Consider the following 24,989-nt stretch of genomic DNA (forward strand, 5'->3'; position numbering starts at 1 on the left):
GGACTCCGCGTCGGATGCTCGAATCACGGAACCACGATCGGACCGCGCGGCGTCCGACTACGGTAAGTGCACCTGCTCGTGAAAGGCCCGTGCGATGGAATACACCTGGGGCATCCCCGGACCCACGTTCCTGGCGATCTACGCCATCCTGCTGGTGTTCCCGCTGATCGCCGGTCTCGTGTGGACGATCGCGGCCAAACTGGGCACCAGAGCCCCGAGCGCCGAAGTGAGCGGCCCGCAGCCGACGGTGTACGAGTTCGCCTATCTCGCCGGCGGCTCGGACCGGGTGGTCGACACGGCCATCGCGGCGCTGGTCGACCGCGGGACCTTGCGGGTCAGCAGTTCGAAGCAGCTCCAGCTCACCGGTCCCGAGCCGGCCGACCCGATCGAGAAGGCCGTCGCCAAGAGCGCGCGGCCGGGGCACAACGCCACGACCCGCGGCATCCGTGACCGGCTGCGGCTGTCGGGGCCGATGCAGGCGCTCGCCAAGGATCTGGAGGCACGCGGGCTGGTCGTCGTCGATCAGGGGCCACGGATCCGCCGGGTCGTGTACTTCCTGTACCTCGCCGTACTGGTCTTCGGTGTGGTGCGCCTGATCGCCGGGCTCGCCGGCGACCGCCCGGTCGGCTTCCTGATCCCGATGCTGCTCGCGGCCGGGGCCGCGACCCTGATCGCCCGTGCGCTCAAGAACAGGCAGCCTGGCCCTCGTCCGACCGCCGAAGGCAACCGGGTCCTCCACAAGGCCAGGTCCGCGCACGGACGGGAGCGCAAACGCGGCATCCCGAACGGACCGGGCTACGTCGGCGGCGCCGTGCTGGGTGGCGCCGCGGCGGCGGTCGCGTTCGGCGGCCTCGCCTCCTACCCCGACGAGGAGCTGAGCGCGGCCCTGATCCCGCCGCCGGTCTCCAGCGGTTTCGGCGGCGGTTCGTCCGGCGGCTCTTCGTGCAGCGGCGGCTCTTCGTGCAGCAGTGGCGGAAGCTCGTGCAGCAGCGGCGGCAGCTCCTGCGGTGGAGGCGGCGGCTGTGGCGGCTGACGGACCCGGCAGGCTCGGGATCGGCATCGGCTGGCGGCACGAGCTCGACCTTTCGATCGCGCGGCTGCCGGGCGTCGACTGGGTCGAGGTCGTCGCCGAGAATCTGCACGCCGGGCATCTGCCGGAGACGCTGGTCGCCTTGCGCGACAAGGGGATGCCGGTCCTTCCGCACGCGGTCTCGCTGTCGCTCGGCGGGGCCGAACCGCTGGACACCGCGCGCGTCGAGCATCTCGCGGAGGTCACCCGCGAGCTCGGCGCGCCGCTGGCCAGCGACCACGTGTGCTTCGTGCGCGCGGGCGGCCTCGACTCGGGCCATCTGATGCCGCTCCCCCGCACCCGCGAAGCCCTCGACGTCCTGGTGGACAACGTCAAACTGACGCAGTCCATCGTGGAGGTCCCGTTCGCGCTGGAGAACATCGCGGCGGTGCTGGAATGGCCGGACGCGGAGTTCACCGAATCGGAGTTCCTGCGGGAGCTCACCGACCGGACCGGCTGCCTGCTGATCGTCGACGTGGCCAACCTGTACGCCAACGCCCGCAACCTCGGCACCGATCCCGAGCGGTTCCTCGACGAGATCCCGTGGGAGCGCCTGGCGTACACCCATATGGCGGGCGGTGTCGAACGCGACGGCGTCTATCACGACACGCACGCCCATCCGGTGGTGCCGGAAGTCCTGGATCTGCTGCGCGAACTGCGGCGCCGTACCGAACCGCCCGGCGTCCTGCTGGAACGCGACGACGACTACCCGTCCGACACCGAACTGGCGGCGGAGCTGGCCGCGCTGCGGGAAGCGGTCTCGCCGTGACGTCGCCCAGGGAGCGGCTCGCCGGGCAGCAGGCGGAGCTGCTCAAGGCGCTTCTCGCCGGAGGCGACGCCCCGGCGGGCTTCGACGCGGACAGGCTCCGCATCGAGGCGGACGTCCTGCGGAACAAGCAAAGCAGGCTGGCCGCCTACCTCCGCCCGGACCTCGCCGAAGCCCTCGGTGACCGGTTCGCCGCGCTCTTCCGCGAGTACGCGACGAGCCACCCGAAGACCGACGCGATCCGCGCGCGGGCCTATGCCGACGCTTTCGGCACGTGGCTCGTGGAGCGCGGTGAGGTCCCGAAGCCCCGAGGCCGGTTCACACGCTGGCTCCGCCGCATTTAGTCCTCTGAATGCGTGCGGTCACCAGACCGGGCGGTCGCTCCCCGGTACGTGCGTCGCTTCCGTCCACTGTGGATTCGAGCCCGGCAGGGTGCCCGCCATCTTGACCCGGGTGACGCGGCCGAGCTGGCCGTCGACGTCTTCGAGCCACTCGCCGCCGTCGAATCCGGTGGGCCCGGCTTCCTTGCGCCCCAAGGAGTTCAGCCACTCCCCCGTCCCGGCGAGCGAGGTGCGGACGTGCTGGCTGCCGCCCTCGGTGGCCGCCCGGCGGACGGCGGTCATGATCGCCGCCGCGGTGAGCCAGCCGGTCGCGTGGTCGAGTGCCTGTACCGGAAGCGGGCCCGGACCGTCGAGCCCGGCCGCCTTGCCGCCCTCGTCGGCGATCCCCGACGCCATCTGCACCAGGCTGTCGAACCCGCGCCTGCGTGCCCACGGCCCTTCCCAGCCGTAGGCGGACAGGTCCGCGACCACGATGCCCGGGCGCAGTTCGGCGATCGCTTCCGGGGAGAAACCCTTGGCGGTCAACGAACCCGGCCGGAAACCCTGCAGCACGACGTCGGCGCGGGCGATCAGCTTGCGCAGCCGCGAGCGCCCGGCTTCGGTCTCCAGGTCGACGTACGCCGAGAGCTTCCCCATCCCGGTGTCGACGGCCAGCGGCGGCACGGTCGGCAGCTGCGCCGAACCGATGTGCATGACGGTCGCCCCGTGCGCGGCGAGCACGCGGCCCGCGACCGGCCCGGCGATGACGTGGGTCAGGTCCAGGATCCGCACCCCGCCCAGCGGCCGGTCGGATTCGAAGAGCCGCACGGGTTCCGACGTCCCGAGCGGCCGGATGTCGGCGACCGGCAACGCGCTCGACGCCTGTCCCTGCTTGTGCGCCAGCCACTCTTCACGGGTGCGCAGCGCGGCCGCGGCACCGCCCGCGCCGACCACGGCCGATTCGACCTCGTACTTCGACTTGGCCGCCACGACCTTCTCGAACGCCGCCCGCGTCGCGGGAACGCCGAGCCCCCAGCACACGGCGGACACGTGGCGCGGATAGTTGCAGTGCAGCCGCACCCAGCCGTCGTTCGCGCGGTAGTCGCCGGACAGCGGTGCGCTGAACGGCACCGGCTCGCCGTCGACGCGGACGTACTGCTCGCTGTGGAACGACGCGGCGGCGTGCCGGGTGTCGACCGAGACCTTGCCCGGCTCGATTCCCCGCAGCCGCAACAGCTCCCCGGCCGCGAGCGTCGCCGCGGCGATACTCGTCGTGGCCGCCTCCTCGACCCGGAAGGTCCCGGGCAGCACCGACTCGGGGCCGGTGATCTCGACGGCGTCTTCGGCGAGGGTGTCGCCGGTGAGCGTGGTCCAGACGCGGGTGTCCACGGAGGCCTTCACTAGGGCAGGAGCCCGATCAGCTCGGCGGGCGCCACCTTCGTCCCGGTGTAGAACGGGATCTCCTCACGCACGTGCAGGCGGGCCTCGGTGCCGCGCAGGTGACGCATCAGGTCGACGATGCGGTGCAGTTCGTCGGCCTCGAAGGCCAGGATCCACTCGTAGTCGCCCAGCGCGAACGACGCGACCGTGTTGGCGCGGACGTCCGGGTAGTCGCGGGCCTCCTTGCCGTGGTCGGCGAGCATCTTGCGGCGCTCGTCGTCCGGCAGCAGGTACCACTCGTAGGAGCGCACGAACGGGTAGACGCAGATGAACTTGCGGGCCTCTTCACCGGCGAGGAACGCCGGGATGTGGCTCTTGTTGAACTCCGCCGGGCGGTGCAGCGCGACCTGGCTCCACACCGGCGCCGACGCGCGGCCGAGCGGGGTGTGCCGGAAACCGCTGTACGCCGCCTGGACCTGCTCGATCTCCTCGGCGTGCCACCAGATCATGTAGTCGGCGTCGGCGCGCAGCCCGGAGAGGTCGTAGACACCGCGGACGACGACGCCCTTGGCCTCCAGCGCGTCGAGGTACTCGGTGGTCTCCGCGGTCGCCTTCGCCCGGTCTTCGCCGAGCTTGCCCTGCTCGGCCCGGAAGACCGACCAGGCGGTGTAGCGGATGGTGTCATTGAGCTCGTTGTAGTTCAGCCGCGCCATACCGCCATCTTGGCACTGCCGGTGCTCAGGAGCCTTCGTGGGGCGGTGTGATCCCGGCGATGCGCCGGGCGGCGGCGTCGGCGGTGGCGATGCAGGCCGGAAGCCCGACGCCGTGCAGTGTCGCGCCCGCCACGGCGAGCCCCGGGACACCGGCGACGGCACGTTCGATCCGCTCGACGAGTTCGAGGTGCCCGGTGCCGTACTGCGGCAGCCCGCCACCCCATCGGGTCACCAGGGTGTCGATCGGCTCGGCGGTGACGCCGCTCAGCCGGGCGAGGTCTTCGCGGACCACGCGCACGAGTTCGTCGTCGTCGGCGTGCAGCGCGCCCGGTTCGCCGAAACGGCCGACCGAGCCGCGCACCAGCACCGGACCTTCGCCGTACTGCGCCCATTTGCGGGACGAGAAGGTGAACGCCTTGGCGGCGAACGGTTTCCCGGCGGCGTCCCGCTCGCCGGCACCGATCAGCACGCCGGACGACTCCGGCAGCGCGGTGCCCGGCGGGAGCGCGAGCGCGACGACGGCCATCGACGCGAGTTCGACCTCGGCGAACGCCGACGACGCCACGCCCGCGACGCCGTCGAGCAGCCGCCGTGCCGAAGGCGCAGGGACCGCAAGGAGAACGGAGTCGGCGTCGAGGTCGTCGACCTTCCAGCCGTCGGCGGTGCGCTCGAGCGCCGTCACCGTGGTCCCGGTGCGGATCTCGGCGCGGGACAGCTCCGCGAGCCGGGCGATCAGCGTCCCGAGGCCGCCCAGCAGGGTGCCGAAGACCGGCGCCGTACTCGGCGACGCGGGCATGAGCGACGCCGCGCCTTCGGTGAGCGAACGCGCGCCGCGGTCGACCGCGGAGGCGAGCCCGGGCATGGTCGCGCGCAGGCCGAGCCCGTCCGCTCCCCCGGCGTACACCCCGCCGAGCAGCGGATCGACGAGCCGGTCGACCAGTTCGTCACCGAACCGCTCGCGCAGCAGCGGGCCGAGCGGCACATCGCCGGCGGGCAGTTCCAGCGGAGACAACGACGCCTCGGCCTCGACCAGGGCGCGGCCCTTCTCCGACAGCACCCCGGCGACCGCGTCGGCCGAGGCGGGAACGCCCATGACCGTGCCCGGCGGCAGACCGAGCACGGAACCACCCGCGTGGATCTTGGCGCGGGCCTTGGTGGGATGGACGAGGCTTTCGCCCAGCCCGATCTCGCGGACCAGGGCGAGCGCTTCGGGACGGCGGGCGAGGAAGGCCTCGGCGCCGACGTCGTAGCGTTCACCGGCGAGTTCGACCGTGCGGAGTTTCCCGCCGAGCGACCCGGTCGCCTCGAAGACGACGATCCTGGCGTCCTCGCCGAGGAGGGTCCGCAGCCGGTACGCCGCGGTCAGTCCCGAGATACCGCCACCGACGACGGCGACGGTGGTCACGGCTGAAGCTCGTGCACCAGCCCGACCACGCGCGTCAGAACGTCCGGGTCGACACCGGGCAGCACGCCGTGGCCGAGGTTGAAGATGTGGCCGTCGGCCGCGCGGCCCTCGGCGAGGATGCGCCGCACCTCGGCCTCGATGACCGGCCAGGACGCGTGCAGCAGCGCCGGGTCGAGGTTGCCCTGGACCACGCCGCCGCCGAGCCGCCGCACGGCTTCGTCGAGCGGGATGCGCCAGTCGACGCCGACCACGTCGGCGCCCGCGTCGCGCATGGCCACCAGCAGCTCGCCGGTTCCGACGCCGAAGTGGATCCGGGGCACGCCGTAGCCCGCGACCGCGGACAGCACCTTCGCCGAATGCGGCAGCACGAACTCGCGGTAGTCCCGCTCCGAGAGCGCGCCCGCCCACGAGTCGAACAGCTGGATCGCGTCGGCCCCGGCGTCGAGCTGCGCGGAGAGGAACGTGACCGCCATGTCGGCCAGGCGCCCCGCCAGCTCGTGCCACAGCCCGGGCTCGGAGTGCATGAGCGCCTTGGTGTGCTCGTGGTTGCGGCTCGGCCCGCCCTCGATGAGGTACGAGGCCAGGGTGAACGGCGCGCCGGCGAACCCGATCAGCGGCGTCTCGCCCAGCGAGCCGACCAGCAGCCGGACACCCTCGGCGACCCGCTCCACCTGCTCGGGCTCCAGCACCGGCAGCGCGCGCACGCCCGCGGCGTCGCGGATCGGCTCGGCGACGACCGGCCCGGTACCCGCGACGATGTCGATGTCGAGACCCGCCGCCTTGAGCGGGACGACGATGTCACTGAAGAGGATGGCCGCGTCGACGCCGTGACGGCGGATCGGCTGGAGCGTGATCTCGGCGAGCATCTCGGGGTCGAAGCACGCCTCGAACATCGAGGTGCCCTCGCGCAGGGCCCGGTACTCGGGCAACGACCGGCCCGCCTGGCGCATGAACCACACGGGGGTGTGAGCCGGGCGTTCGCCGCGCGCGGCGGCCAGGAACGGCGCCCCGGGCAGGGCGCGTCGGGCCGCCGGGACGGTCTGCGCGGGAGAAGCAACTGAAGGAGACATCACGGTTCATGGTGCCATGTGCGCTCCGAGGCCTTACTCTCGGCGCGTCTGCGCCCCGAACCGGACGATCGCGTCTTACAGTCGGTTGGTGACCGCGATGACGTCAGTACCCGATCTCTTCCGTGAAGCCGTCGCGGCGTTGCAATCGGTCCGGCCCCGTCCCGAAGTGCGGCTGGAGAAGATGCGCCCGCCGCAGCGGCTGGCGCCGTGGTCCTACGCGGTGAGCTGTGAGGTGGAAGGGCCGGCGGACGTCCTGGCGTCGGGGCGGCTGGTGCTGCTGCACGATCCCGACGGCCAGGAAGGCTGGGACGGGGTCCTGCGGCTGGTCATGTACGTCCGCGCGGAACTCGACCGGGAACTGGCGACCGATCCCTTCCTGCCCGCCGTGGGCTGGTCGTGGCTGACCGACGCGCTGGAGACCTCCGGCGCGGAGTGGACGGCGCTGGGCGGCACGGTCACCGAAACCTCGTCGGCCCGCTTCGGCGACATCTCCGGGCCCGCGCGCACCGACGATCTGGAACTTCGGGCGTCTTGGACGCCGACGGACGCGGCGTTGCGGTCGCACGGGCAGGCGTTCTGCCAGGTGATGGCGAGCGTCGTGGGGCTGCCGCCGGTCGGCGTGACGCTGTTCGAGCAGCGCCAGTCCTCCTGAGCCGCTTCTTCTCAAGTCCGTGAAGGCATCCTTGAGGGACTCTGGGTCCCTCAAGGATGCCTTCACGGACTAGGGCAGCCACCCTCCCCACGGTCCCGACACGCCGGATTCCCATCAATCGAGACATGGCATTTGGGTTATATTGCGAACACCGGCCATCTAGCGCCGCTAGGAAAACTAGCGCGGTAGCAAAGGTCCCTTGCTCCCCTCCGCGGCTCCGTGAAGGCCTCCTTCACTACCCTCAAGGTAGGCAAGGAGGCCTTCACGGACAGCCGCGAGCCGCGAAGGGCCCCGAAGCGCCTCGCCTACCCCATTCGCGAGCCCCTCAGGCCGTCTGCACGACGCCGAAAGTCGCCTCAGGGCCATCTGGACTAGACCAGCCCCTACCTGCGCGAAGCCGGTCGCTCAGAGGTCTGGACCACCCCGTTCGTGCTAACCCGGCTGTCACCGTCCGCAACAAGATCGAATCCGCCCCCGAACACGCCACGACGCTTCCGGAGCGTTACCATCGCGGTCACCGAGCGGAGCGATCATGACTCTCCGCGAAGTTGATCAAGCCGCATGCCGAAGGCACATTCCGACGGCCCCGCGAAGGTCCCGGGCAGAGGCACCGGCAGGTGCACGGCTCATCTGCACAGTCGGTTGGACCCTGGTAACCCCAGTGCATCGTGTTCTTTCGGCGATGTGTTAGCCACCGGCTGTGTACTAGCCCGATCGTGTTACTACGAACTCCCTGAGTGACCACTGGTTTGAGATAGATACCCATTCGATCCCCCCGCGAAGGCCTCAGGGCGGCTACAGTGCCATCGACGACACCACTTTCGGTCTAAAGCTGGCGCGGCTAAACGGCCGAAAGTCCCGGTGCCGGTCGGGGGGCACGACCGACTCCAGGGAGGTAGTGACGTGGCTACCGTCGGCATTTCTCAGGCCGTCCGATCCACGCCAGCCGGTTCATTGCCGGCGAGCATGGTTCCGCACCCGCGGGAAGAGCTTTTTTCCGTGTTGGTGGTCGATGACCACCCGCTGTTGAGGGAGGCAATCTCAGCAAGACTCGCACAGATGGGTGCGGGCACCGTCCACGAGGCCGCCACGGTGGCCGAGGCGAGGGCGCGAGCACAGGCCACCGGGCCTTGTGACCTGGCGATCCTCGATCTCGGACTGCCCGATGGCAGCGGCATCGAGCTGGTTACGGAACTCCGTAGCCACGGCTGGCCTCGGGTAGTGGTGCTCGCTTCATCAGACGACCCGTACGCGGTCAGGTCGGCGTTCCAGGCCGGCGCCCAGGCATACCTGCTCAAGTCGGCTTCGCCGGTCGTGGTGACCGACGGGGTCCGCAGGGTGCTCGAGGGCGGCGTCTACGCGGACCCGAGCGTCGCACCGGTCTTGGCCACCGGCACCCGGGTCGCCGGCACCGACAACACCCCGCGCGAGCTTTCCGCGCGCGAGGTCGAGGTGCTGCAGCTCGTGGCCGACGGCCAGAGCAACAAGGAGATCGGCGAGGAACTCAGCCTCTCCGCTCTCACGGTGAAGTCTCACCTCTCCCGCATCGGGCGCAAGCTCGGCACGGGTGACCGGGCTCAGATGGTGGCGCTGGCCATGCGTGCCGGCGTGATCCGCTGACAAAGGCGAACAGCCCTGCGGGGCGGGCGGACCAGGCGCGGCCCGCTCGTCCCGTAGGGTCTTCACCTATGGAAGGCGACCGACCCGGAGCACCGCAGACGGACCCGAAGACCGGCACCGACGACACCGGTGGACCGGTCCTGCTGCGTGAGCCCGCCGAGGGCACTCCACCGGTGATCGCCGACGCGACCGCCCTCGCCGAAGCCTGCGCGAAGATCGCGGGCGGCAGCGGGGCCATCGCCGTGGACACCGAACGCGCGTCCGGCTACCGATACTGGCCCAAGGCCTATCTCGTGCAGCTGCGCCGCGAAGGTGCCGGCTCCTTCCTCATCGACCCCATTCCGCTCGAAGGGCAGCTCGAACCCCTCGCGGAAGTGCTCAACAACGCCGAATGGGTGTTGCACGCGGCCTCTCAGGACCTGCCGTGCCTCGCCGAACTCGACCTGCACCCGAAGAGCCTGTTCGACACCGAACTCGCCGGACGGCTCGCCGGGTACGAGCGGGTCGCCCTCGGCACCCTCGTCGAACTCCTCCTCGGCTACCAGCTGGAGAAGGGGCACAGTGCCGCCGACTGGTCGAAGCGCCCGCTTCCCGTCGACTGGCTGAACTACGCCGCCCTCGACGTCGAGCTGCTCATCGAGCTGCGCGAGAAGCTCGAAGCCGACTTGGCCGCCCAGGGCAAGCTCGAATGGGCCCAGCAGGAATTCGAGGCCGTCCGCACGGCGCCGCCGCCCGCCCCGAGGGCCGAGCCGTGGCGCCGGACGTCCGGGGTGCACAAGATCCGCAGCGCCCGCGGCCTCGCCGCCGTCCGCGAACTGTGGCAGGCGCGCGACGAGCTCGCCCGCAAACGCGACCGCGCGCCGAGCCGGATCCTGCCCGACAGCGCGATCATCAACGCCGTCACCGCCGATCCGAAGACCGTCGAGCAGCTGCAGGCGCTGCCGGTGTTCAGCGGCCGGGTGCAGCGCAAGTACACCGCGAGCTGGCTGCGGCATCTGCAGGCCGCCCGCGCGCTCCCCGCCGACGAACTGCCCACACCCGCGCAGCAGACCGACGGACCGCCGCCGGTGAACCGGTGGTCGGACAAGGATCCCGACGCCGCCGCCCGGCTTTCGGCCGCCCGCGCGGCGCTGTCCGCCATCGCGGAGGACCGGCGGCTGCCGGTGGAGAACCTGCTGCTGCCGGAACTGGTGCGCCGCACCTGCTGGCGTCCGCCGTCGGACCTGAGCGAGGATTCGGTCGCCCAGGTCCTGCGCGACGGCGGCGCGCGGCCGTGGCAGGTCGAGCTGACGGTCGCGGTGCTGAGCAAGGCGCTCCACTCGACCGCCGCCTGACCCGCGTTCAGCCCTCCAGCAGCGCTCGCGCGGAGCCGCGCAGACCCGCGTCCGGCTCCCCGAGCCCGACGAGCCTCAGCACGCTGTCGGCCCCTTCGACGGCGTGCGCCTCGACGTCCAGATCCGGCTGGTCGCGCCGGACGATCGCGATGCTCTCGACGAGCCCGAACACGAGGTCGGTCCGGATCCCCTGGAGGGCGGGGGTGACCCCCGCCGCCGCGACGAGCGAGCCGTAGACGCGTTTGAGCTCCGCCCGTTCGGCCCGGAACCGCGCCAGCCGCGGCGACGAGATCTCCGGCAGCAGGTACAGGGCGCCGAGGTTCTGCCGCGCGCTGCCGAGCAGGTGGATGTCCGCGTAGGCCAGCGCCCACAGCCGCGTGCCGACCGGCGCGAGCTTGGCCGACAGCCCGCCCGCGACGTCCAGTGACGGCCGGACGGTGTCCTCCAGCAGCGCCGCGAGAATGTCCTCTTTGGACGGAAAGTGGTAGTAGAGCGACGCCTGGCGCAGTCCGGCGCGCTCGGCGATGGCCCTCGTGGTCGTCGCCGCGTAGCCGGCGCCGGTGAACAGCTCCCCCGCAGCGTCCAAAACGGCGAGCCGCGCCTCGCGCCTGCTCGCCGCGGCGCCGCTGGCTCTCGGTCTGCCCACCCCGGTCGTTTTCGTCATCTATCCGATCCTGCCATTTCTCCGCGAAGATCTTTGTTACGTCCGGCGGTCGGCCCAGGTTACCGAATCCGGTATCTGTTAACACCGCGCTTACCCGGCGGAGATCGGAAGGATCCCGCACGCGCTTAATTTCGGTCAGCCGATCGAAATCCGGCCCTTGAGACAGGAGCCTCCGCAATGCCTTCCGAAGACCTTTCCGCCTTCGGGTACCGCCAAGAACTTCGCCGGACACTGGGCGGTTTCTCCGCCTTCGCCGCCGGTTTCTCGTTCGTTTCCATCCTCACGACGGTGTTCCAGCTGTTCGCCTTCGGCTATTCCTTCGGCGACACGCTCTTCTTCTGGACATGGCCGCTGGTGATCACCGGGCAATTGCTCGTCGCGCTCAACTTCGCCGAACTCGCGGCCCGATTCCCGCTGGCGGGATCGGTTTACCAGTGGGCGAAACACCTCTCCCCCGGATTCGCGGGGTGGCTCGCCGGCTGGATGATGCTGGTGGGCTGCGTCGTGGCCCTCGCCGGTGCCGCGATCGCGCTGCAGGTCGTCCTCCCGTCGGTCTGGAGCGGGTTCCAGCTCGTCGGCGGGGATCCGGCGATCACCTCCCCGACCGGTGCCAGCAACGCGGTCCTGCTCGGCACCCTGCTGATCGTCCTGACGACCGTGATCAACGCGGGCGGCGTGCGGCTGATGGCGCGGATCAACGACGTCGGGGTCGCGGCCGAACTCGTCGGCGTCCTCGTGCTGATCGCCGGGCTCGCGCTGTTCGCCGTCCGCGGTCCTCAGGTCGTGCTCCAGCCGGCGGGTGAGAGCCCGGGAGCGGGCGGTGTCCTCGCCTCGGCCTTGATGGCCGCGTATGTGCTGTACGGCTTCGACACCGCCGCCTCCGTCGCCGAGGAGACGAAGGACGCGCGCCGCACCGCACCACGTGCCGTGCTCCGTGCCCTCCTGATCTCCGGGATCGGCGGGCTCGCCGTCGTCCTCACCGCACTGATGGCGGCGCCGAGCCTGACCGACGGGCAACTCGCCGGGAAGGGCCTGCCGTATGTGATCACGGCCGTCTTCGGCGACACCCTCGGCCGGGTCTTCCTCGCCGACGTCGCGATCGCGGTCGTCGTCTGCACCCTGACCATCCAGACCGGCACGGTCCGGTTGATCTACTCGATGGCCCGCGACGGCGCGCTCCCCGGCGCCAAACGCCTTTCCGCGGTGAACGCCCGCACCGGCACGCCGATCGCGCCCGCGGTGCTGTCCGGGGCGCTCGCCATCGGGCTGCTCCTGCTGAATCTGGGGAATCCGACGATCTTCAGCACCATCACCGGCACCTCGGTGGTCGTGGTCTATCTGGCCTATCTGCTGGTGACCGGACCGCTGCTGCTCCGGCGCCGTCAAGGCCGTTTCACCGCCGAACCCGGCCATTTCTCCCTGGGGCGATGGGCTATTCCGGTCAACATCGCGGCAGTAGGGTACGGCGCGATGATGATCGTCAACATCGCCTGGCCACGAGCCGAGATCTACGACCTGGCGGGCACCGGTTCCGTCTGGGTCCTGTTGTTCCCGATCGAGTTCGTCGGCGCCGCGCTGCTCACCGGCTATCTCTGCTGGCGCCGCCGCTCCGCGCTCACCACGGTTCCCGTCCCCGCGACCTGAAGGAAGGTTCCATGAGCACGACATCGACCACGTACGGCGCTCGCGACCACGCGCGCGCCCAAGCGGGCACGGTCACCGAAGCGATGCCCGCCATCCCGGCGTCCACCTGGCCGGACCCGCCGCCCGGGATCGACCCGGCGAAGCTGACCTGGGCCGAGACCGTCGCCGGTGGCGGCTACACCCACAAGGTCCTCGCGAGGGGCACCGAACTCCGGCTCACCGACGTCGAAGGCGACGCCTGCGCGCATGTGCTGCTGTACAACGCCGACCAGCCCTGGGAACGGCTGAACGTCGCGGACACGGTGAAGGTCCAGTGGAACGCCTACCTCGGCGAGGCGATCGCGCTGCTTTCGGACCAGGCGCGGGTGCTCGCGACCGTCGTCACCGACGAGAGCGGGAAACACGACGCCCTCTGCGGGACGTCCACTGTGGACGGACTCGGGCTGTTCACCCTCGCTGCCGCCAAACACGGCCTCACGCCACGGGATCTCCCGCCGAGCCTGTCCTTCTTCCAGGGCGTCCACGTGGAGACCGACGGCGGGCTGACGTTCACCGGTTCCGCGGGCCCCGGCAAATCCGTGGTCCTGCGCACCGAACTCCCGGTGATCGTCCTGATCGCCAACGTCGCGCACCCGCTGGACCCGCGTCCGGACCACACGGTCACCCCGCTGCGCGTCCTCGCCCAGCGGAGCGCGCCGTCCACACCGGACAGTCCTGAATGGACAGCGTCACCCGAAGCGCAGCGCGCCTTCGAGAACACCGCCGACTACCTCACCGCTAGGGGCCTGGCATGACCACGATCATCTCCGACACCGAAGTCGCCGCGCGGGCGCCGTACTCCACCGTGCTGCGCGAGGGCGAGACGCTCGCGATCATCGACCTCGGTGGCAACCAGGCCGTCGACTTCCTCTGCTACGACGCCGCCGACACGGCGAAGAGGTACAGCGCGGCCGCCACGATCGCCGCGCAGCGCAACATCTTCCTCACCACCGGCAGCGTGCTGCGCACCGGCGAGGGCGCGCCGCTGCTGACCGTCGTCGAGGACACCTGCGGGCGGCACGACACGATCGGCGGCGCCTGCAGCAAGGAATCGAACAGCCTCCGCTACGGCCAGCACACGCGGTACCAGCACGCCTGCGTCGAGAACTTCCTGACCGAGGGCGCGAAATGGGGCCTCGGCAAACGGGATCTGGTCAGCAACGTCAACTGGTACATGAACGTGCCGGTGGAACAGGACGGCACGCTCGGCATCGTCGACGGCATCTCCGCGCCCGGTCTCGAAGTCAAGCTGCGCGCCGAGACCGACGTGCTCGTGCTGGTGTCGAACTGCCCGCAGATCAACAATCCGTGCAACGGCTTCGACCCGACGCCGGTCCGGATGATCGTCACCGGTGGTGGCGCGTGAAGCTGCTCGTCGCCAACCGGGGGGAAATCGCGGTCCGGATCATCCGGACGGCAAGGGAGATGGGCATTCCGACGGTCGCCGTCTATTCGGACGCCGACCGTACGGCCGCGCACGTACGGCTTTCCGACGAAGCCGTCCGGCTCGGCCCGGCGCCGGCGAGGGAGAGCTATCTCCTCGTCGACGCCATCATCGAAGCCGCGCTGAAGACCGGCGCGGACACGATCCACCCCGGCTACGGTTTCCTGTCCGAGGACGCCGCCTTCGCCAGGGCGGTGGAGGCGGCCGGGCTCCGGTTCGCCGGTCCCACGGCGGACCACCTCGAAGTCTTCGGCAGCAAGCACACCGCGCGGGAGAAGGCCGTCGAAGCCGGTGTCCCGCTGCTGCCGGGCACCGGACTGCTGGACACCCTGGCCGACGCCGAAGCGGCGGCGGACGGGATCGGCTACCCCGTGATGCTCAAGGCCACCGGCGGTGGCGGCGGGATCGGCATGCGGGCCTGCGCGTCCGCCGCGGAACTCCGCGACGCCTGGGAGGCGGTGCAGAGCATCGCGGCCAAGAGCTTCTCGACTTCTGGCGTGTTCCTCGAACGGCTCGTGACGCACGCGCGGCACGTCGAGGTCCAGGTGTTCGGCGACGGTACGGGTGAGGTGCTGGCGCTGGGCACGCGGGACTGCACCCTGCAGCGACGCAATCAGAAGGTGCTCGAAGAGTGCCCCGCGCCGGGACTTTCCGAAGCGGCGCGGGAGAAACTGGTCTCGGCGGCCGTCGACCTCTGCGCTTCGGTGCGCTACCGGTCGGCCGGGACGGTCGAGTTCATCTACGACCCGGTCCGCGAAGAGGCGGCCTTCCTCGAAGTCAACACGAGGCTGCAGGTCGAACATCCGGTCACCGAGGCGGTGTACGGCGTCGACCTGGTCTCGTGGATGCTCCGGCTCGCCGACGGCGACACCGGGATGTTCGCCACCACGCCGTCCCCACGCGGGCACGCGATCGAAGCCCGCGTCTACGCGGAGGATCCGGCCGCCGGGCACCGGCCGAGCGCGGGCCTGCTGACCCGCGCCGACTTCCCCGCCGGTGTCCGGGTCGACACCTGGGTCGAGGCCGGGGCGAACGTGACGACACATTACGACCCGCTGCTCGCCAAGGTGATCACCGTCGGCGCGGACCGGGACGAGGCGCTGGCCGCCTTGGGCGAGGCGCTCGGCGAAAGCCGGGTGGACGGGGTCCGGACGAACCTCGGCCAGCTGCGCGCGGTCGCCGGGGATCGACGGCTGCACGAGGTCACGCACGACACCGCGACGCTCGACACGATCACCGACCCCGAACCGCGGATCGAGGTGCTGCGGGGCGGCACGATGACCACCGTCCAGGACTGGCCGGGGCGGCTGGGGTTCTGGCACGTGGGGGTCCCGCCGAACGGGCCGATGGACGATCTGTCCCTGCGGCTGGGCAACCGCACCCTCGGCAATCCCGAAGGCGCGGCGGGCCTGGAGTGCACTGTGGACGGTGTCTCGCTCCGGTTCACCGAAGACGCAATCGTTTGCGTCACGGGATCGCCGTCACCGGTGACCGTCGACGGCTCCCCGGTTCCACAATGGACACCGGTCGAGATCCCCGCGGGCGGGGTGCTCGACGTCGGCACCGGGACCGCCGGGCTCCGCGCGTACGTCCTCGTGCGCGGCGGGATCGACGTGCAGGACTTCCTCGGCAGCGCGGCCACGTTCACGCTCGGCGGTTTCGGCGGGCACGGCGGGCGCGCGCTGGCGACCGGCGACGTCCTCTCCCCCGGGCCGCTGCCGGAGAACCCCGTCGGCGGGCCCGTTCCCGAGGCCGAACGGCCGGTTTTCGCCACGCACTGGGAGATCGGCGCGACCGAGGGGCCGCACGCGGCACCGGAGTTCTTCACCCCGGACGACGTCGAGACGTTCTACGCCACCGACTGGGAGGTGCACTTCAACTCCGCGCGGACGGGTGTCCGGCTCGTCGGGCCCCGGCCGCGCTGGGCACGGGAGGACGGCGGCGAGGCGGGCCTGCACCCGTCGAACATCCACGACACCCCGTACGCGATCGGCGCCGTCGACTACACCGGCGACCTGCCGATCCTGCTGGGCCCGGACGGGCCGAGCCTCGGCGGGTTCGTCTGCCCGGCGACCGTGGTGACCGGGCAGCGCTGGAAACTCGGCCAGCTGCGGCCGGGCGACACCGTGCGGTTCGTGCCGATCACCACCGAGCACGCGGGCTCTTTGCGTGTCTCACCGAGAAAGGCGGTCAAGGCGAGCCGGAAGCCGATCGACGACGGTGGCGTCCTCGGCCGTCTGTCCACATCGGACGAGAACCCGGAGGTCACCTACCGGCGCAGTGGTGACGACAACCTGCTGATCGAGTACGGGCCGATGAAACTCGACCTGGCCCTGCGGATGCGGGTCCACGCGCTGGCCGACCGGCTGGCCACGGAAGGGCTCGACGGCGTCGTCGACCTGACCCCGGGCATCCGCTCGCTGCAGGTGCACGTCGATCCGGACGTGCTGCCGGTGCCGAAATTGCTCGGCCTCGTGCAGGAGGTGGAGCACGATCTGCCGCGTACCGGCGACCTCGTGGTGCCGAGCCGGACCGTGCGGATGCCGTTGTCCTGGGACGATCCGGCGACGCGCGAGGCGATCGAGCGGTACATGGCCGGCGTGCGCGACGACGCGCCGTGGTGCCCGTGGAACATCGAGTTCATCCGCCGGGTGAACGGTCTGTCCAGTGTGGACGACGTCTACCGCACGGTGTTCGACGCGGAGTACCTGGTGCTCGGCCTCGGCGACGTCTACCTCGGCGCGCCGGTGGCCACTCCGCTGGACCCGCGGCACCGGCTGGTGACCACGAAGTACAACCCGGCCCGTACCTGGACCGCGGAGAACTCGGTCGGCATCGGCGGCTCGTACCTGTGCATCTACGGGATGGAGGGCCCCGGCGGCTACCAGTTCGTCGGGCGGACGGTGCAGGTGTGGAGCGGTTGGCGGCAACGCGGATCGTTCGAACCGGGTTCGCCGTGGCTGCTGCGGTTCTTCGACCGGATCTCCTGGTACCCGGTGAGCGCCGAGGAATTGCTCGACCTGCGGGCACAGAGCTCGGCCGGGGAACTGGAACTCGACATCACCGACGGCGAGTTCGCGCTGGCCGACCACGAACGCTTCCTGGCCGACAACGCGGCCGACATCGCCTCGTTCCGGGCGAAGCAGAGCGCGGCGTTCGAGGCGGAGCGGCAGGCGTGGGCGGCGGCGGGCGAGTTCGACCCGCGGCCGGAGCCGGTCGGCGCGAAGGTCCCGACCACGAAGGTCGAGGCCCCGCCCGGCGGGCACGTCGTCGAGGCGCCGTTCGCGGCGACCGTGTGGCGGGTGGACGTCGAACCCGGCAAGCAGGTCGACGCGGCCGAGACGCTGGTGATCCTCGAAGCGATGAAGACCGAGGCGCGGATCCCCGCGCCCGCCGCCGGGGAGGTCGTCGAGGTGCTCGTCTCGCCCGGTGATCAAGTCGCCCCCGGCACCCCGCTGGTGGTTCTGGGAAGGAGCGCGGGATGAGCGTGCGGGAGCGGGTGCGCGCCGCGTACCACCGGATCGCCCGGGTCGACCGGCCCGAGATCTGGATCGACCTGCGTCCCGAGGAGGACGTGCTCGCCGACGCGGAGAAGCTGGAAGCCCGTCGCGTGGCGGGGGAATCCTTGCCGCTGTACGGGAAACTCGCCGCGGTCAAGGGCAACATCGACGTCGCCGGGCTGCCGACGACGGCGGCGTGCCCCGAGTACGCCTACTCACCCGCCGAGGACGCGCCGGTGGTGGCGCGGCTGCGCGCGGCCGGGGCGCTGATCCTGGGTACGACCAATCTGGACCAGTTCGCGACCGGACTGGTCGGGACGCGCAGCCCGCACGGGGCGGTGCGGAACGCGATCGATCCGGCGTACGTCTCGGGCGGGTCGAGTTCGGGATCGGCGGTCGCGGTGGCGCTCGGGATCGTGGATCTCGCGCTCGGTACGGACACCGCCGGATCCGGCCGGGTTCCGGCGGCGTTCAACGGGATCGTCGGGCTGAAGCCGACGCGGGGGCTGCTGCCGACGACGGGGGTCGTGCCCGCGTGCGCGAGCATCGACTGCGTCACGGTGTTCGCGCGGACGGTCGACGAGGCGACGTCCGCGTTCGCCTGCCTGAGCGAGCCCCGGGATCTTCCGGTGCTGAACCGTCCTTTCCGGATCGGCGTGCCTTCCGAGCTGGGACCGCTCCAGGACGGGTGGGCCGAAGCGTTCGCCGCGGCGGCCCGCTCGTATCGGGACGCGGGCGCGGAACTGGTCCCTGTCGACATATCGCCGTTCCTCGCCGCGGCACGTCTGCTGTACGAAGGCGCCTTCGTGGCCGAGCGGTACTCGGCGGTCGGCGAGTTCATCGACGCGCATCCGGACGCCGTCGATCCGGCCGTGCGGCGGATCATCGGTGCGGCGAAGGACATCCCGGCGCATCGGTTGTTCGGCGACCTCGCGAGGCTCGACGGTCTTTCCGCCGAGGCGTCCGCGGCCTTGTCCACTGTGGACTGCCTGCTGCTGCCCACGACGACGGAACACCCGACGATCGCCGAAGTCGAGGCCGACCCGCTGGGCGTGAACGCGCGGCTGGGCCGGTTCACGAACTCGACGAACCTGCTGGGCCTGTCGTCGCTCGCCGTGCCCGCCGGGACCGTCGGCGGGCTGCCGTTCGGGGTGATGCTGGTCGGCCCCGCGTACGCCGACCGGATCCTCGCCGACGTCGCCCGCTCGGTGCCGCGGCGGACGCGGATCACGGTCGTCGGCGCGCATCTGCGCGGGCAGCCGCTGAATCACGAACTGACCTCGCGGGGCGGCCGGTTCGTCTCCGCGGGGCGGACGGCGGCCGAGTACCGGTTCTACGCGCTGGACACCGTGCCGCCGAAACCCGGTCTCGTCCGGGTCGCTTCGGGCGGCGAGCCGATCGAGGCGGAGGTCTGGGACCTGCCGCTGAGCGGTTTCGGCGAGTTCGTGGCGGGCATTCCCGCGCCGCTGGCCATCGGGAAGGTGCGGCTGGCCGACGGGAGTGAGGTGTCGGGGTTCGTGTGCGAGCCCGGTGCGGTGGAGGGGGCCCAGGACATCACTGAGTACGGCGGGTGGCTCGGGTACCTGAGTCGTTGAGTCGCGCCTCGTGAGTGGCGATTCGAGTTCCTGAGGGGTAAGTCAAAGGTGACGTGATGAAGTCGGCAGTGAGAGTGCGCTTTGGGCACTTTGCGCAGTATTGCCCGGGGGTCGTGAGTGGCAATGGTCGTTCTAACCCTCTTTACCACTCACGACTCCCCGCGAAACGGGACTTACAGGCACAAAGCAGGCGTATGCTGCCCGAAAAGTGACCACTGTGGACACCAAAGACCTCGGGCAGCACAACGCGCCACATTTGACTTACTCCTCAATAGAACCCGAATCGCCACTCACGACCACCCGGACCGAACCAGCGGTTTCGCGTGGTTGACCGGACGGCGCGTGTGATCCGACGGACGACACGCGTGATCAGCTGGACGACACGCCCGTGGTGAAGTCTCCGCCGCGAGCCGTCCGTTCAGACACGTGTGTCGTCCGTCGGAGCACGTGTGTCGTCCAGCCCGTCACTCACGACCACCCGGACCAGGCGTTTTCCGATTTGGTTGGCTTCACGGAGCGTTCTGGGAAGAAGCTCACAAACCGTGGCGGCCCGCCGCAGGCTGGGTAGCTTCGGAGTGGTGCCCACCACATCCACCTCCAGCCGCAGGACCGTGATCAGCGTGTTCGCGGCGCTGGGCCTCGTCGTGGCCGCGATGGTGACGCTCGGCGCCACCGGCCTGGCCGTCAAACCGGTGAACGGACAGGCGCTCGCGGTCCTGGAAGAGGTCCCCGGGCCCGAGAGCGGGCCGACTTGCGCCGTCGACAAGCGTTATGTCGACGAAGACACCTTCGGTATGCGCCCGGACGTGATCGAAGCGTGGAACGCCATGCGCGCCAAGGCCAAAGCCCAGAACGTCACCCTCTGCGTGAACGACGGCAAACGCAGCCGGGGTCAGCAACAGCGCGAATTCGACAAGGCCGTCGAGCGGTTCGGCTCCGTGGAGCAGGCCAAGAAATGGGCACTGCAGCCCGAGACGTCCATGCACGTCAAGGGAATCGCCGTCGACATCCAGCCGCTGAACTCGGCCGCGTGGGTGGACAAGAACGGCGGCCCGCTCGGCTGGTGCCGCCGCTACGACAACGAGAAGTGGCATTTCGAGTACGACCCGGCCTACAAGACCGCCGGCTGCCCCGCCCTGCTCCCCAGCGCCACCGGCAACTAGCGCGTAACTCGCGTGATCGGACGCGCAACTCGCGTGATTGGAGGCGGAACTCCTCCGATCACGCGAGTTACGCCTTCAATCACGCGAGTTACGAGTTCCCTCACGTGAGCTCTTCGACGACGTACTTCGCGGCCTCCGCGAGTAGCGCTTCGTCGTAGGGAGCGTCCTTCGCCGACTTGCTGGACATGACCGCCAGGACGATCGGCGCCTTGCCCGGCGGCCACAGGACGGCGATGTCGTTCAGCGTGCCGTACTCGCCTGTTCCGGTCTTGCCGGCGATGGTCCAGCCGGGCGGCAGGCCCGCGCGGATCCGTCCGGCGCCGGTGACGGTGCGCTGGAGCAGGTCGCGCAGGAAGTCGCGTTTCTCGGCCGTCAGCGTGTCCCCCAGCACGATCTCCCGGTAGTCGGCCGCGAACGCCCGCGGCGTGGTGGTGTCGCGAAGGTCGCCCGGGGTGGCCTCGGTGATGGCCGGCTCGACGCGGTCCATCCGCGTGACCGTGTCGCCGAGACCGCGGGTGAACGCCGTCAGTGCGGCCGGGCCGCCGAGATCCCGCAGCAGCAGATTGCCCGCGGTGCCGTCGCTGAACCGGACCGCGGCGTCGCACAGCTGGCGGATCGTCATGCCCGTGGCCACGTGCCGCTCGGTGACCGGCGCGTGTTTCATCAGGTCGTCCCGCGAGTAGCTGACCCGGGTTTCCAGATGCGACAACGGGTTGCGCTGCAGGACCGCGGCCGCCGCGACCCCCTTGAACGTCGAGCAGAACGCGAACCGCTCGTCCGCGCGGTGTTCGACGGTGCCGCCGCCTTCGGTGTCGAGCGCGTAGACGCCGAGTCTGGCGTCGAACTTGTTCTCCAGCTCCATCAACCGGTCGTGGAACTGGCGGGTGGTGGACGGCGGGGGTGGCGGAGGCGACGGCACGGGCGGGTTCGCCCGCGTGCAGGCGGCCAGTGACGCGAGGACCGCCATCCCCAGCAGCGCACGACGGGTGACGGCCGGCCCCGGCGAGTTCATCGTGATCCCTCCCCCTGATCACTTCGAACATAGCAATTTCCCCACCGCTCCCGGATCGGTCAAGCGGCCGAGGCGGGTGACCCCGGGAGTGTGCCTTCCCCCACTCGACCGGGCCACCATCCTGGTTACCGACCGGTAACCGGGGCTAGGGTGCGGTCAGGACAACCTCTACTTCAGGAGCATTCGTGGCCGCAGGAGCAACACCGCTCGCGCCGAACGCGCGGTCGGTACGCAATGTCGCCTTCGTCGAAGGGGTGCGGACGCCCTTCGGCAAGGCAGGCGAAAAGGGTATGTACGCCGGCACCCGTGCCGACGACCTCGTCGTCAACGCCATCCGTGAACTGCTGCGGCGGCACCCCGAGCTGCCGCCCGAACGCGTCGACGAGGTGGCGATCGCCGCCACCACCCAGATCGGCGACCAGGGCCTGACCATCGGCCGCACCGCCGCGCTGCTGGCGGGCCTGCCGAAGTCGGTGCCCGGTTTCGCGCTGGACCGCATGTGCGCGGGCGCGATGACCGCCGTCACCACCACCGCGAGCGGGATCGGCTTCGGCGCCTACGACATCGCCATCGCCGGCGGCGTCGAGCACATGGGCCGCCACCCGATGGGCGAAGGCGTGGACCCGAACCCGCGCATCATCGCCGACAAACTCGTCGACCCGACGGCGCTCGTGATGGGTCAGACCGCGGAGAACCTGCACGACCGGTTCCCGGCGATCACCAAGCAGCGCACCGACGCCTTCGCCGCGCGCAGCCAGGAGAAGTACGCCGAAGCCGTGAAGACCGGCAAGATCGGCCCCGAGCTGGTCCCGGTCGCCACGCGCTCGAAGGAACTCGGCTGGGGTCTCGCGACCGAGGACGAGCCGCCGCGCCCCGGCACCACCGTCGAGCAGCTCGCCGGGCTGAAGACGCCGTTCCGCCCGCACGGCCGGATCACCGCGGGCAACGCGGCCGGGCTCAACGACGGCGCCACCGCGGCGCTGCTCGCCGACGAGGACACCGCCCGCGAACTCGGCCTGCCGATCGGCATGCGCCTGGTGGGCTACTCGTTCGCCGGTGTCGAGCCGGAGGTCATGGGCATCGGCCCGGTGCCCGCCACCGAGAAGCTGTTCGCGCGCACCGGCCTGTCGATCGACGACATCGGCCTGTTCGAGATCAACGAGGCGTTCGCGGTGCAGGTGCTCGCGTTCCTCGACCACTTCGGCATCGCCGACGACGACCCCCGCGTCAACCAGTGGGGTGGCGCGATCGCCTGCGGTCACCCGCTCGCGTCCTCCGGGGTGCGGCTGATGACGCAGCTTTCGCGTCAGTTCGCCGAGCGCCCCGACGTGCGCTACGGCCTGACCACCATGTGCATCGGCATCGGCATGGGCGGCACGGTCATCTGGGAGAACCCGGCTTTCGAGGGGGCCAAGTAACATGACTTTCACCGCTGAGCAGGCGAAAGCCGCCTTCCCCGACGAGGTTGTCACGAACGCGGTCACCCGCCTGGTGAAGGTGCCCGGGCTCGACAAGCCCGTCGCGCTGATCACCCTCGACAACGGCCACGACCACACCCGGCCGAACACCTTCGGCCCTCAGGGCCTGGTGAGCCTCAACGCCGCGATCGACGCCGCCTTCGCGGCCGAGCCCGCCGCGATCGCGGTCACCGGCAAGCCGTTCATCTTCGCCGTCGGCGCCGACCTTTCCGGCGTCGAAGCGGTCGCGGATCCGGCGCTGGCGCGGGAGATCGCGCAGACCGGGCACGACGTGTTCCGTCGCCTCACCGAAACCGAGATCCCGACCTTCGGGTTCATCAACGGCGCGGTGATGGGCGGCGGGCTCGAACTCGCGCTCTCCTGCCACTACCGCACGCTTTCGGAGAACACCGCCGCGATCGCGTTCCCCGAGGTCTTCCTCGGCCTGTTCCCGGGCTGGGGCGGCACGCAGCTGCTGCCGAACCTCATCGGCCCGGACGCCGCGGTCACCGTGATCATCGAGAACGCGCTGGCCCAGAACAAGATGCTGAAGGTCGCGCAGGCGGCCGAACTCGGCATCGTCGACGAGGTCTTCGGCTCGGCCGACTACCTCGAGCAGTCCCTGCTGTGGCTGGCGAAGGTCGTCAACGGCGAGATCACCCCCGCCCGCCGCGAGATCGACCGCGGCGCGGGCTGGGACGCCGCGATCGCCCGTGCCAAGGCCATTGTGGACGGTCGCACGAAGGGCGCATCCCCCGGCGCGACCAAGGCCGTCGAGCTGCTGGAGCTGGCCCGCGAGAACGACCTCGACCGCGGCTACGCGGCCGAGACCGACGGGCTCGCCGAACTGCTCATGGACGACACCCTGCGCGCGGGGCTGTACTCGTTCAACCTGGTCAACAAGCGGGCCAAGCGGCCGGCCGGTGCCCCGGACAAGTCGCTGGCGCGCAAGGTGAACAAGGTCGGCATCGTCGGCGCGGGCCTGATGGCCAGCCAGATGGCGCTGCTGTTCGTCCGCCGCCTCAAGGTGCCGGTGGTGCTCACCGACGTCGACCAGGAACGCGTCGACAAGGGCGTGTCCTATGTGCACGGTGAGATCGACAAGCTGCTGGCGAAGAAGCGGGTCTCGCCGGACGGCGCGAACCGGCTGAAGGCGCTCGTCACCGGCTCGCTCGACAAGTCGGCGTTCGCCGACGCCGACTTCGTGATCGAGGCGGTGTTCGAGGAGCTGGGCGTCAAGCAGAAGGTCTTCGCCGACCTGGAGCAGTACGTCTCGCCCGAGGCGATCCTGGCGACGAACACCTCGTCGCTGTCGATCACCGCGATGGCGTCGCAGCTGAAGCACCCCGAGCGCGTGGTCGGGTTCCACTTCTTCAACCCGGTCGCGGTGATGCCGCTGCTGGAGATCGTCCGCGCGGAGAAGACCGACGACGCCGCGCTGGCGACGGCGTTCGCGCTCGGCAAGCAGCTCAAGAAGTCGAGCGTGCTGGTCAAGGACGCGTCCGCGTTCGTGGTCAACCGGCTGCTGCTGCGGTTCCTCGGCGAAGTGCTGGTGACCGTCGACGAGGGAACGCCGTTCGACGTCGCCGACAAGGCGCTCGAGCCGCTGGGCCTGCCGATGACGCCGCTGACGCTGATGCAGCTGGTCGGCCCGGCGATCGCCCTGCACGTCGGGGAGACCCTGCACGGGGCGTTCCCGGATCGGTTCACCGTCAGCGAGAACCTCGACCGCTTCGTGAAGGCGGGCAAGAAGGGTGTCTGGCAGTGGGACGACAAGGGCAACGCCACCGTCGACCCCGAGGTGGCCGAACTCTGGCAGCAGGGCGACTCGCCGTCGACGTCCGAGCAGGTGCGTGACCGCGCGCTGGCGGCGATCGCCGAGGAGATCCGGATCATGCTCGACGAGGGCGTGGTCGCGGAGGCGCAGGACATCGACCTGTGCCTGATCCTCGGCGCGGGCTGGCCGTTCTGGCTGGGCGGCATCACGCCGTACCTCGACCGGGCCGGCGTGTCCGAGAAGGTCAACGGCAAGCCGTTCCTGGCCCCGGGTGTGGCGAGCGTGCCGCTCTCCTGAGCCTCGGCGAAAGGCCACCGTCGGCGATCCCCTGATCGCGGACGGTGGCCTTTCGCGTTTTTCGTGGA

General features: G+C 70.5%; 20 protein-coding genes. 14 read left to right on the forward strand and 6 right to left on the reverse strand.

All coding sequences use genetic code 11. The features are described 5' to 3' along the window. Positions 1 to 94: 94 nt before the first annotated feature. The 3 genes from DMC64_RS31445 to DMC64_RS31455 are packed head-to-tail and all read left to right on the forward strand — an operon-like array spanning position 95 to position 2,179. Positions 95 to 1,033 carry a TIGR04222 domain-containing membrane protein gene (locus DMC64_RS31445; RefSeq protein WP_125736450.1) on the forward strand — a complete coding sequence of 313 codons (939 nt, stop codon included), beginning with the start codon at positions 95 to 97 and terminating at the stop codon, positions 1,031 to 1,033. After that, on the forward strand, positions 1,023 to 1,838 hold the full coding sequence (locus DMC64_RS31450) for a DUF692 domain-containing protein (protein ID WP_038515728.1): 816 nt from the start codon (positions 1,023 to 1,025) through the stop codon (positions 1,836 to 1,838). The genes DMC64_RS31445 and DMC64_RS31450 overlap by 11 nt, the downstream gene beginning before the upstream one ends. Further along, positions 1,835 to 2,179, forward strand: coding sequence for a hypothetical protein (locus DMC64_RS31455; protein ID WP_125736451.1), 345 nt, complete (start codon positions 1,835 to 1,837; stop codon positions 2,177 to 2,179). The genes DMC64_RS31450 and DMC64_RS31455 overlap by 4 nt, the downstream gene beginning before the upstream one ends. 18 nt (positions 2,180 to 2,197) lie before the next feature. Here DMC64_RS31455 and DMC64_RS31460 read toward each other — a convergent pair whose 3' ends face one another. Genes DMC64_RS31460 through hemE form a run of 4 tightly spaced genes read right to left on the reverse strand, consistent with a single transcriptional unit; the run spans position 2,198 to position 6,723 of the window. Further along, complete coding sequence (locus DMC64_RS31460) at positions 2,198 to 3,544, reverse strand: CoA transferase (RefSeq protein ID WP_125736452.1); 1,347 nt, start codon at positions 3,542 to 3,544, stop codon at positions 2,198 to 2,200. Between the two features lie 11 nt (positions 3,545 to 3,555). After that, a complete protein-coding gene (gene hemQ, locus DMC64_RS31465; RefSeq protein ID WP_063274479.1) occupies positions 3,556 to 4,248 on the reverse strand; it encodes a hydrogen peroxide-dependent heme synthase in 693 nt (230 codons plus the stop codon). Between the two features lie 25 nt (positions 4,249 to 4,273). After that, positions 4,274 to 5,653: a protoporphyrinogen oxidase gene (gene hemG, locus DMC64_RS31470; RefSeq protein WP_125736453.1), complete on the reverse strand. Its 1,380-nt coding sequence runs from the start codon at positions 5,651 to 5,653 to the stop codon at positions 4,274 to 4,276. Then, the gene (gene hemE, locus DMC64_RS31475) at positions 5,650 to 6,723 is read right to left on the reverse strand and encodes a uroporphyrinogen decarboxylase (RefSeq protein ID WP_125736454.1); all 1,074 of its coding nucleotides are present in this window, start codon (positions 6,721 to 6,723) and stop codon (positions 5,650 to 5,652) included. The genes hemG and hemE overlap by 4 nt, the downstream gene beginning before the upstream one ends. An 88-nt stretch (positions 6,724 to 6,811) precedes the next feature. On the opposite strand from hemE, the gene DMC64_RS31480 reads away from it, so the two are divergent. From DMC64_RS31480 to DMC64_RS31490, 3 genes are all read left to right on the forward strand, one after another. After that, positions 6,812 to 7,375, forward strand: a complete 564-nt coding sequence (locus DMC64_RS31480; protein WP_037343785.1) for a DUF3000 domain-containing protein — start codon at positions 6,812 to 6,814, stop codon at positions 7,373 to 7,375. 903 nt (positions 7,376 to 8,278) lie between these two features. Then, a complete protein-coding gene (locus DMC64_RS31485; RefSeq protein ID WP_034318331.1) occupies positions 8,279 to 8,995 on the forward strand; it encodes a response regulator transcription factor in 717 nt (238 codons plus the stop codon). Between the two features lie 68 nt (positions 8,996 to 9,063). After that, positions 9,064 to 10,329 carry a ribonuclease D gene (locus tag DMC64_RS31490; RefSeq protein ID WP_125736456.1) on the forward strand — a complete coding sequence of 422 codons (1,266 nt, stop codon included), beginning with the start codon at positions 9,064 to 9,066 and terminating at the stop codon, positions 10,327 to 10,329. Between the two features lie 7 nt (positions 10,330 to 10,336). Here the strand turns inward: DMC64_RS31490 and DMC64_RS31495 are convergent, their stop codons facing one another. Further along, a complete protein-coding gene (locus tag DMC64_RS31495) occupies positions 10,337 to 10,993 on the reverse strand; it encodes a TetR/AcrR family transcriptional regulator (RefSeq protein WP_125736457.1) in 657 nt (218 codons plus the stop codon). Between the two features lie 177 nt (positions 10,994 to 11,170). Here DMC64_RS31495 and DMC64_RS31500 point away from each other — a divergent pair, with 177 nt between their 5' ends. The 6 genes from DMC64_RS31500 (at position 11,171) to DMC64_RS31525 (ending at position 20,378) form a co-directional block, all read left to right on the forward strand. After that, positions 11,171 to 12,637: an amino acid permease gene (locus DMC64_RS31500; protein WP_125736458.1), complete on the forward strand. Its 1,467-nt coding sequence runs from the start codon at positions 11,171 to 11,173 to the stop codon at positions 12,635 to 12,637. Positions 12,638 to 12,648: 11 nt separating this feature from the next. Beyond that, the gene (locus tag DMC64_RS31505; protein WP_125736459.1) at positions 12,649 to 13,431 is read left to right on the forward strand and encodes a DUF1989 domain-containing protein; all 783 of its coding nucleotides are present in this window, start codon (positions 12,649 to 12,651) and stop codon (positions 13,429 to 13,431) included. Continuing rightward, positions 13,428 to 14,042, forward strand: a complete 615-nt coding sequence (locus DMC64_RS31510; protein WP_038515746.1) for an urea amidolyase associated protein UAAP2 — start codon at positions 13,428 to 13,430, stop codon at positions 14,040 to 14,042. The genes DMC64_RS31505 and DMC64_RS31510 overlap by 4 nt, the downstream gene beginning before the upstream one ends. After that, positions 14,039 to 17,605 carry an urea carboxylase gene (gene uca / locus DMC64_RS31515; RefSeq protein WP_125736460.1) on the forward strand — a complete coding sequence of 1,189 codons (3,567 nt, stop codon included), beginning with the start codon at positions 14,039 to 14,041 and terminating at the stop codon, positions 17,603 to 17,605. Before DMC64_RS31510 ends, uca begins: the two co-directional genes overlap by 4 nt. Then, positions 17,602 to 19,215, forward strand: coding sequence for an allophanate hydrolase (atzF, locus tag DMC64_RS31520; RefSeq protein ID WP_125736461.1), 1,614 nt, complete (start codon positions 17,602 to 17,604; stop codon positions 19,213 to 19,215). The genes uca and atzF overlap by 4 nt, the downstream gene beginning before the upstream one ends. A 575-nt stretch (positions 19,216 to 19,790) precedes the next feature. Further along, a complete protein-coding gene (locus tag DMC64_RS31525; protein ID WP_125736462.1) occupies positions 19,791 to 20,378 on the forward strand; it encodes a D-alanyl-D-alanine carboxypeptidase family protein in 588 nt (195 codons plus the stop codon). Positions 20,379 to 20,478: 100 nt separating this feature from the next. Here DMC64_RS31525 and bla read toward each other — a convergent pair whose 3' ends face one another. Beyond that, positions 20,479 to 21,390, reverse strand: a complete 912-nt coding sequence (bla, locus tag DMC64_RS31530) for a class A beta-lactamase (protein WP_125736463.1) — start codon at positions 21,388 to 21,390, stop codon at positions 20,479 to 20,481. 185 nt (positions 21,391 to 21,575) lie between these two features. Here bla and DMC64_RS31535 point away from each other — a divergent pair, with 185 nt between their 5' ends. Beyond that, the gene (locus DMC64_RS31535) at positions 21,576 to 22,808 is read left to right on the forward strand and encodes a thiolase family protein (protein ID WP_005156956.1); all 1,233 of its coding nucleotides are present in this window, start codon (positions 21,576 to 21,578) and stop codon (positions 22,806 to 22,808) included. A 1-nt stretch (position 22,809) separates the two neighbouring features. Further along, positions 22,810 to 24,921, forward strand: coding sequence for a 3-hydroxyacyl-CoA dehydrogenase NAD-binding domain-containing protein (locus DMC64_RS31540; protein ID WP_037343771.1), 2,112 nt, complete (start codon positions 22,810 to 22,812; stop codon positions 24,919 to 24,921). Positions 24,922 to 24,989 lie beyond the last annotated feature (68 nt).

This window comes from Amycolatopsis sp. WAC 04197 (assembly GCF_003947475.1).
GTDB classification, from domain to species: domain Bacteria; phylum Actinomycetota; class Actinomycetes; order Mycobacteriales; family Pseudonocardiaceae; genus Amycolatopsis; species Amycolatopsis japonica.

What these genes read in the sequence shown, in the direction of transcription:
- DMC64_RS31495 (WP_125736457.1), bottom strand. Translation starts at nt 10,993, where the DNA reads ATGACGAAAACGACCGGGGTGGGCAGACCGAGAGCCAGCGGCGCCGCG.
- DMC64_RS31540 (WP_037343771.1), top strand. Translation starts at nt 22,810, where the DNA reads ATGACTTTCACCGCTGAGCAGGCGAAAGCCGCCTTCCCCGACGAGGTT.
- DMC64_RS31510 (WP_038515746.1), top strand. Translation starts at nt 13,428, where the DNA reads ATGACCACGATCATCTCCGACACCGAAGTCGCCGCGCGGGCGCCGTAC.
- DMC64_RS31500 (WP_125736458.1), top strand. Translation starts at nt 11,171, where the DNA reads ATGCCTTCCGAAGACCTTTCCGCCTTCGGGTACCGCCAAGAACTTCGC.
- atzF (WP_125736461.1), top strand. Translation starts at nt 17,602, where the DNA reads ATGAGCGTGCGGGAGCGGGTGCGCGCCGCGTACCACCGGATCGCCCGG.
- DMC64_RS31505 (WP_125736459.1), top strand. Translation starts at nt 12,649, where the DNA reads ATGAGCACGACATCGACCACGTACGGCGCTCGCGACCACGCGCGCGCC.
- bla (WP_125736463.1), bottom strand. Translation starts at nt 21,390, where the DNA reads ATGAACTCGCCGGGGCCGGCCGTCACCCGTCGTGCGCTGCTGGGGATG.
- hemE (WP_125736454.1), bottom strand. Translation starts at nt 6,723, where the DNA reads ATGTCTCCTTCAGTTGCTTCTCCCGCGCAGACCGTCCCGGCGGCCCGA.
- hemQ (WP_063274479.1), bottom strand. Translation starts at nt 4,248, where the DNA reads ATGGCGCGGCTGAACTACAACGAGCTCAATGACACCATCCGCTACACC.
- DMC64_RS31445 (WP_125736450.1), top strand. Translation starts at nt 95, where the DNA reads ATGGAATACACCTGGGGCATCCCCGGACCCACGTTCCTGGCGATCTAC.
- DMC64_RS31490 (WP_125736456.1), top strand. Translation starts at nt 9,064, where the DNA reads ATGGAAGGCGACCGACCCGGAGCACCGCAGACGGACCCGAAGACCGGC.